8 protein-coding genes are annotated in these 8,063 nt (G+C 53.3%); 2 read left to right on the forward strand and 6 right to left on the reverse strand.

All coding sequences use genetic code 11. The features are described 5' to 3' along the window. Positions 1-10: 10 nt before the first annotated feature. From AAH187_RS17085 to AAH187_RS17100, 4 genes are all read right to left on the reverse strand, one after another. The gene (locus AAH187_RS17085) at positions 11-337 is read right to left on the reverse strand and encodes a chaperone modulator CbpM (RefSeq protein ID WP_342349691.1); all 327 of its coding nucleotides are present in this window, start codon (positions 335-337) and stop codon (positions 11-13) included. After that, positions 330-1,289, reverse strand: a complete 960-nt coding sequence (locus tag AAH187_RS17090) for a J domain-containing protein (RefSeq protein WP_342349692.1) — start codon at positions 1,287-1,289, stop codon at positions 330-332. Before AAH187_RS17090 ends, AAH187_RS17085 begins: the two co-directional genes overlap by 8 nt. 310 nt (positions 1,290-1,599) lie before the next feature. Beyond that, a complete protein-coding gene (locus tag AAH187_RS17095; RefSeq protein ID WP_342349693.1) occupies positions 1,600-2,280 on the reverse strand; it encodes a nucleotidyltransferase domain-containing protein in 681 nt (226 codons plus the stop codon). 24 nt (positions 2,281-2,304) lie between these two features. Continuing rightward, entirely contained in the window at positions 2,305-3,600 is a 1,296-nt protein-coding gene (locus AAH187_RS17100; protein ID WP_342349694.1) for an MgtC/SapB family protein, read from the reverse strand. A gap of 289 nt (positions 3,601-3,889) precedes the next feature. Between AAH187_RS17100 and ggt the strand changes: the two genes are divergently transcribed. After that, entirely contained in the window at positions 3,890-5,692 is a 1,803-nt protein-coding gene (gene ggt, locus AAH187_RS17105) for a gamma-glutamyltransferase (RefSeq protein ID WP_342349695.1), read from the forward strand. A 91-nt stretch (positions 5,693-5,783) separates the two neighbouring features. On the opposite strand, the gene AAH187_RS17110 is transcribed toward ggt, so the two are convergent. Further along, a complete protein-coding gene (locus AAH187_RS17110) occupies positions 5,784-6,788 on the reverse strand; it encodes a zinc-dependent alcohol dehydrogenase family protein (protein ID WP_342349696.1) in 1,005 nt (334 codons plus the stop codon). 332 nt (positions 6,789-7,120) lie between these two features. Between AAH187_RS17110 and mtgA the strand changes: the two genes are divergently transcribed. Beyond that, positions 7,121-7,903 carry a monofunctional biosynthetic peptidoglycan transglycosylase gene (mtgA, locus tag AAH187_RS17115; RefSeq protein ID WP_342349697.1) on the forward strand — a complete coding sequence of 261 codons (783 nt, stop codon included), beginning with the start codon at positions 7,121-7,123 and terminating at the stop codon, positions 7,901-7,903. Between the two features lie 62 nt (positions 7,904-7,965). Here mtgA and AAH187_RS17120 read toward each other — a convergent pair. Further along, positions 7,966-8,063 (reverse strand): type II toxin-antitoxin system YoeB family toxin (locus tag AAH187_RS17120; protein WP_342349698.1); only part of this gene is annotated, 98 nt, incomplete at its 5' end.

Raw genomic sequence — 8,063 nt, forward strand, 5'->3', positions numbered from 1 at the left:
TCTTTTGAGGTTACTCGTTTGAAAGATTGTGGATCTGTTGTTCCAGTTCTTCGATGCGGTCCAACAATTCCAAGGCCACGCTGACTCCAGGCCAATTAATCCCTAAGTCTCGATGTAACCGGAGGCCACGTCCCAACCGGTGAAGCGCGTCTTCCGGAAAAAACACCGTTCCGTGCGGGTCGGGTTCCGGTGGTTGAATGATTTCCCATCGCAGACAGACCTCCAAGACGTCTTCGCCAATTCCTAATCGGGCACACACTTCTTCCTGGCGGATGCTCCCGGAGGTAATGATTTCCGCAGTAACCTGTTCCAAGGTGGGTTGTGGTTCTTCAGTCATGGGTGGCCTCCTGAAGAAGGGTTGAACGGGGATCGGGATGATCGAATTTTGCTAATTGTTCATAGAGCACTTGTTCATCGGGAGAGGGAGTCTCAGGGGTGACGATGTCGAGAACTACAAACTGATCCCCATGCCCTCCGGTTCGCTTGGGCAGTCCCTTGCCTTTTAATCGCATTCGTTGTTGAGATTGGCTTCCAGCCGGAATTTTCAGGCGGACCGTTCCGGATAATGTAGGTACCGGCATGTCGGTGCCCAATACGGCTTCCCATGGCCAAAGGGGGAGAGTCACCACAATATCTGAATCTTTACGTTGAAACACGGGATGAGGGGCAATCTGGACATGAAATAATAAATCCCCCGGTGGTCCTCCTCCGCGACCCGGTGCGCCTTTCCCTTTTACGCGAAGGCGTTCGCCATCTCGCACTCCAGCTGGAATGCGGACTTCAATCGGACGAGGAGTTCCACTGGCATCAGGAAGATTTAAGGCCCGGCGTGTACCCGTGAAGGCTTCTCGTAGTGAGATCGGTAGATTGGCTTCCAGGTCGGCCCCTGCCATGGCGAAGCCGCGAAAGCCGGCCCCTTCCCGTTGAGCCCCCTGGCGGAACATGGATTCAAATATATCACTGAAATCACCGCCTCCCTGGGTATATCCGCTAGGACCTCCTCCTGGATACGCCCCTCCGCCTTGTTGTCGTGCCCGTTCATAGGCCTCGGCTTCCTTCCAGTTCATGCCGTATTGATCGTATTTTTTTCTATTTCCCTCATCCCCTAAGACTTCATAGGCTTCATTCAGCTCTTTGAATTTTTTTTCCATTTCCGCCTTTTTTTCGCCGGGATGTAAATCCGGATGATACTGGCGAGCCAGCCGACGATAGGCTTTTTTGAGCTCTTTGGCATCGACGGTTTTTTTGACCCCCAGTATGTCGTAAAAATCTTGTTGTGCGGATGCCATAAATGAAAATCCTTGACTAGTTTAAAAAGGGTCTAAACTCATGGAGAACAACGGGATGCCTCGTACCTATAAAACTAGCGTGTTTCCACAAAAGAATACAAGAGACAACTTTTCTGAAAAGCATTCTATCGTAATCATTGAGCAACCTGAATACTAATCGTTGGATCCTTGAAATACTGAAGGCGATTCGTGGAGCGAAAGGAATGCGGCAATGAAATTTTCTCAATGAGGACCTTGTTTCAGGAAACCAGAGGGCTCAATGTTGGGGCCATTACCCCGTGGTTATTTGATGCTGTTGTTGCAGAGGGACTCAAGGGGAAAGAAATCCGCGGCGAATGGCAACCAGAAAATCATTGATGCGTGGCAGATCCCTTTGATCCCGGCATCCAGGAAGTAATTGCCGTGCCTGCGTCGTGAGTTCTTCCCCCCATTCCATCACCTCTCCTAACTGGTATTGCCCATTCTTGATGTGAGCCAGCTGTTCGCCTGCCGACGTGTCCCCAATGCGGATGTGAAAACTTCCTGACTTCAGCAATTCACACAGGTTGAAGAGAGTCCGGATATAGGCGGCGGCATACTTTGCCGGACGTCCATCTTTCTTATCCAGCAACTTGGTGCGTTGATTATTGGCATAGTTGGTAAAGGCCTCAAAGGCTTTTTGAGGCGACCATAGGGCCGGCAACAGGATGCGCAGTTGTTCTCCCCAGGCATCGGCTGTGATAACCGGGGCCACTAACGTCTCAAGAATAAGCGGATGGCCCTGTGTTCCCAGCAGAAGAAATTGTCCGACCTCCCATGCCGTTTCATCGCCATCTCCCTTGGTCCACTGCGTGGTTGGATACTTGAATCCCAACTGAAACATTTCCTCAGTCCGGATAACATAGATCCGGCGGTAATCCCGGTCGCTCTTTTCGGAGGCCAAACCATGGGCATGGGAACCTACGAGAACCTTGAGGATCGTATGCGTGCGATCAGGTGTGTGTGAGTCCATGGGTATTCTTGTGGATGGAAATCGTTACAGCTGCCGGAAGCCGAAGAGGAGCAAAATGAGACTGCCGGTTGCCAAAATGGCGATCATTCCGGGCGCCACATATTTCATGAGTGGTTTTCCTCCGAACCATCCTGCTAACAAAAGCTTTACGATCGTATTTGTCATGGCCGCGAGAGTGATGGCTGTGGCGGCAGTCCAGGCCAGCAGTCCATCCTGCTGTAATCGGACAATTGACAACATGATGGCATCCACGTCGGTGGTTCCGGCCAGGAGACTGGACGCATACAACCCTTGATCGCCCAGGTAGGTTTGGGCGGCTTTCGAGATGAACAGGACTCCGGCATACAATACACCAAATCCCAGGGCCGGACGTAATTCGAATGGATTCCGATGGGAGATGTCCGGACCATCCGGCGGTATGCGTTGCGCTTTGCTAAATAAGATGAAACTCATGACATACCCGCAGAGGGCCATGCCCCCCAAAGGGGCGAGAAGCATGAGAAACAGATCCGGTTGCAGAAGGCTCACGATGACCAGCATCCTGGCAAACATGGTGCTGGCCGCGCCCAGGATGGCCGTCGCTCCTGGCAGGGCTAGACGCGGGTTTTCCCCTGCTTGGGTGGCCATGCTGATGGTGACGGCGGTGGAAGAGACCAGGCCTCCCACAATGCCTGTTGTGGCAAGGCCTTTATGGGAACCGATGATGCGAGTGCAGAGATATCCTAAAAAACTCACTCCCGCAATGAGAACGACCATGATGCCGGTATGGAAGGGATTGAGGACATCCAGAGGGCCGAAGGTGCGGTTGGGGAGGAGAGGCAGGACGACGAGCGCTAAAATGACAAACTTAGCCGTCGCATAGATATCACCATCGGACACCTGTTGCACCACATGATGCAGTCGTTCTTTTAAGGACAGCAGGGCCATGACGACCCCTGCGCTGCCGACAATGAGGAGATACCGATGTGGTGGATCAATCGGGAGGGCAGGGAGTAGGGCGAGAACTCCCAGGAGAAACGTGATCAGGGCGGCGAGTGGGGTGATGATCCCAGGTGGATCCTTTCGACCCCATTCTTTGTCGTACGCGACAGCCAGAAGCGCGCCAAGAATCAGGAATGTGGCAATAATAGGCCATACGCCAAGGACCTGGGAGATAAACGCCGACATGGCTCCGGCAAGGGCGATCAAGGGAAAGGTCCGTACGCCACCGATTCCGGTTTTGCGCTCGACGCTCAGATTCTGCTGACGTTCCAAGCCAATCAACGCTCCTGCGGCGAGGGCTACCAGAAAGCCAAGAATGGATTCTTCAATGGTCATCATGGTCAGGGTTATTGAAACAGGATATAAAGGGGAAAGGATTGAGAATCATTCATCGATCAGATGTTCACCCAATACTCACCCAATATGAAGTGAGAAGCAAGAAGCGGGCTCAATAGAACAAGCCAAGGTGTTTATGGAATGGTACCTGGTGGCGTGGAAAGCCCGGTTTTGTTTTGGGAACTTTTCAAGGTATTCTGAAATCCGGTTCAACCACAGATAGGAAAATTCAGAGGAAGATGGAAGCCTCCCATCCTCTCACTCAGTTTTGCTGTTTGGTTGGCTCTGTGAAATGTATCAACCGCTCTCTGGCATGATGACGTCCAAGGTCCCGCAGATGAACATCACTCCTCATTGGGCACCGGCAGGGAAGGCGCGCTTGACGTGGATGGTTGTCTGTTGGGTGTTGGTCTCGATTTTTTCGAACGATGTGTTGGCGCAAGACACGCCCATCTTTTCCCACCGGGAAATCTTTCATCCTATCTATGCTGAACATGGAATGGTCGTCAGTCAGGAGGCCATGGCCACCCGTGTGGGTGTGGATATCTTGAAAGCCGGGGGAAATGCGATTGATGCTGCGGTGGGAGTGGGATTTGCGTTGGCTGTCACGCTTCCCCAGGCCGGGAATCTTGGGGGCGGCGGATTTCTGCTGATCTATCATGTAGAGAAGAATGCCGCTATGGCCCTCGACTATCGCGAAGTGGCTCCTGCCGCCGCATTGCCGCAGATGTTTCTTGATGAGGAAGGCACGGTAGACCAGTCACGCCTTCGCTTCAGCCATCAGTCTGTCGGTGTTCCCGGCACGGTCGCGGGTTTGGTGGAAGCCCTTGAAGCGCACGGTACCCTGTCTCTTCCAGAAGTGCTGGCTCCGGCAATCCGGCTCGCCCGGGAAGGAATCATCGTCTCCCCTGATTTGGCCATGGCGATTCAAGAACATGCGACACAGCTTTCTCAGTGGCCCTCTACACGACGCATTTTTTTTCAGGCGGATGGGACGCCGTACCGGCCAGGGGATCGGTTGATCCAGAACGAACTGGCGTGGTCGCTGCAACAAATTTCCGAGCAGGGGCCGGGGGCCTTTTATGACGGACCTATTGCAGAGCGGGTGACCGCCGGGATGCGTGCGCATGGAGGGTTGATCACCAAGGAAGACTTGCGTCGCTATCGTGCGATCTGGCGGAAACCGGTGCGGGGCACGTATCGCGGGTACGACATTGTGTCAATGCCCCCTCCCAGTTCCGGTGGCGTTCATCTGATACAAATGCTGAATATTCTGGAACACGAGCCCATGAAGACTTTTGGCCACAATAGTGCCAGGTCCATTCACTGGCTGGTTGAGAGTATGAAACTCGCTTATGCGGACCGGAGCCGTTGGCTGGGCGATCCTGAATATGTGCCGGTCCCCGTACAGGGTCTGATCTCGAAGGCCTATGCGAAAGTCTTACATGCCGCCATTGACCCGCAGAAGGCCCGTCCCTCATCGAGTATCCAGCCCTCTAACCTTTTGCCCTACGAGGGTCGGGACACCACGCACTTTTCGGTTATGGATAAAGACGGCAATGTGGTGTCGAACACCTATACCATCAATTTCAGTTTTGGGAGCGGCATTGTGGCCGAGGGCACCGGAATTCTGTTGAACAATGAAATGGATGATTTTGTGGCGAAACCAGGAACGCCGAATGCTTACGGTCTGATGGGATCGACCGCCAATGCAATTGAACCGGGAAAGCGTCCCCTCTCCTCGATGACCCCGACCCTGGTTCTGCACAAAGGGAAGCCGTTCCTCGCCACCGGAAGTCCGGGAGGAAGTCATATCATCACCACGACGCTTCAAATTATTGTGAATGTCATTGATCATGACATGAACCTGGCTTCTGCCACCGCAGCCCCCCGAGTCCATCATCAATGGATGCCCGACAAGGTCAGAGTGGAGCATGGAGTCAGTCCGGACACGCTGGCCATACTTGAACAACGGGGTCACACAATCACCCTCGAAGAAGCCATGGGCGGAGCTCAAAGCATTCTCAAGGGACCGCAGGGGTTCTATGGGGCGTCCGATCCTCGAAAGCCGGATTCCCTGGCCGCCGGGTATTAAGCCGATATTGTCAATGTGATTGAGAACACCGGGGGACGGGCAGTATCGGTGTTAGCAATCGCGGCCTGTTTTTCAATCGAGAGTTGAGGCCTTACCTCACATGCAACACTCCCGCGCCTTGGATGGTTCCGGCTTTTAATTGTTGGAGTGCCAGATTGGCTTCCTCTAATTGAAAAGGAACCGTGTGGGTGCGAATGGGAATGGCGGCGGCCTCCTTTAACAGGTCCAATCCATCCTGGCGGGTGTTGGCGGTGACGCTTTGGAGTGTCCGTTCCTGAAACAGATCGAGGGTATAGTCTAAGGATGGAATGGGCGTCATATAGATACCGGCTAAGGCAAGGGTGCCGCCTTTTTCCAATGCCCGAAGGGCTGGAGGTACCAGTTCACCAGCCGGGGCAAACATGATCGCCGAATGAAGGGGGTCCGGTGGCATCTCCGAGGCCGTTCCGACCCACACCGCTCCCAGTTCACGAGCCAGGGTGCGATGTTCTTCCCGTAAGGAACACACATAGACTTCGCACCCCCAATGCCGTGCGATTTGAATCGTGATGTGGGCCGATGCCCCGAACCCGTAAAGCCCCAGCCGTTGGCCGGGTTTAACCTGACTACGACGCAGGGCGCGATAGCCGATGATGCCGGCACACAACAGCGGGGCGGCCTCTTCGTCTGTAAACACGGATGGAATAGGGTAGGCGAATTGTTCAGAGACCAGCGCGTATTCGGCGTAGCCACCGTTGACGTGATATCCGGTGAAGGTAGCCTGCGCGCAAAGATTTTCCCGCCCTGCCTTACAGAACTCACAGGTCCCGCAGGTTGCCTGGAGCCAGGCGATGCCTACTCGATCACCTTCTTTGATCTTCTTAACTTCCTGTCCCACTTGATCCACGATGCCGACAGTTTCATGTCCAGGGACAATGGGGCGAGTGGATGGTGGCAGTTCGCCTTCGACGACATGCAGATCAGTGCGGCACACTCCGCAGACATGAACCTTGACGCGAACCTGGCCGGGACCCGGTTCCGGTTTGGGGATATCGCGAGCTCGTAAAGGACCCGTCGCGACATCGGCGTCCTGTTCTAAGATCATGGCATTCATCATTCACTCCTAATTGGGGTAAAAATATCGATTTTGCCATTCAGGCATTGGGCGAACGGGGGATGATAATCTATCCAGAGTTATCATTCTGAGCCAGGGGCGAAGAATCTGTGCCCAGGTGGAGCCGCGCCATCATAAATTGCAATCCTCTTTGTGGTCTTATTTTTAAATCACTCTAGGTTCGGTTAAATGGGTCCACGTTGCCACGCAAAATCATTGGACAACCATCTCGTTAAATTGATACTTACGTTGGGCACCATTGAGTCTGTGCTCTCATCAGGGCATCATCATAGCCTATCCGTCGAGACAGGTGAAGGTCAGTCAAGAACACCAGCATGAAGCGATCAAGGCCAAAATCGACAAAACACCGTCCCAACAAACCTCTCTGGAATATCGGTTCGCATAGAAAGCCCCGTGTTCGGCGATTCCGGTGGATTCGCATCATTCCATTCAAAACGATATTTGTTCTCCTCGGCCTTTATGTTTTATTTGAGATTCTCACATTCCCCTTTCTTTCCATCGCCCAATTGCCCACGGAGAATCCCACAGAATCCGCGCTCATGCGGCAACGCATAGATGAAGCGCACGATCAAGGAACCACCCTGAAGATCGACTACCGATGGACGCCGCTCGCAAGGATCCCGCGCCACGTGCGTATGGCCATTCTGGTATCCGAGGATGGGACCTTTTATTCTCATGCCGGCGTTGATTGGCATGAAGTTCTGGAGTCGATTGAAACCAATTTGGAGGAAGGAAGGATTGTTCGTGGGGGCTCGACCATAACCCAGCAATTGGCCAAAAATTTGTATCTCTCGACCTCCCGTGATCCGATTCGGAAAGGCAAAGAACTTCTCATCACCTGGATGTTGGAATCAACCTTGAGTAAAAAACGTATCCTGGAACTCTATCTCAATATTATCGAATGGGGACCAGGCGTGTTCGGCATCGAGGCTGCTGCTCAACGGTATTTCCACAAGCCGGCATCCCGGCTCTCAATGGATGAGGGGGCACGTTTGGCAGCGGTCATTCCCAGTCCGCTTCGACACCAACCCACGGAGACCACGTCGTATGTGGAAAAGAAAAAAGAGCTGATCCTCCGTCGCATGTCAGTTCGATAATTCGGCAAGAATATGCGAAACGACCATGTGAAAGGTCGCACAAGAGATTCTGTCTGGTGTGTTTAGTAGTGGAAGCGTAACTGAGCGATGAGAAGGGCATCCCCTTCTATGCGATAGACCATGCGATGTTCATCAGTGATGCGGCGTGACCAGAATCCTG

Origin of the sequence: uncultured Nitrospira sp. (assembly GCA_902500695.1) — a bacterium.
Classification (GTDB): Bacteria; Nitrospirota; Nitrospiria; order Nitrospirales; family UBA8639; genus Nitrospira_E.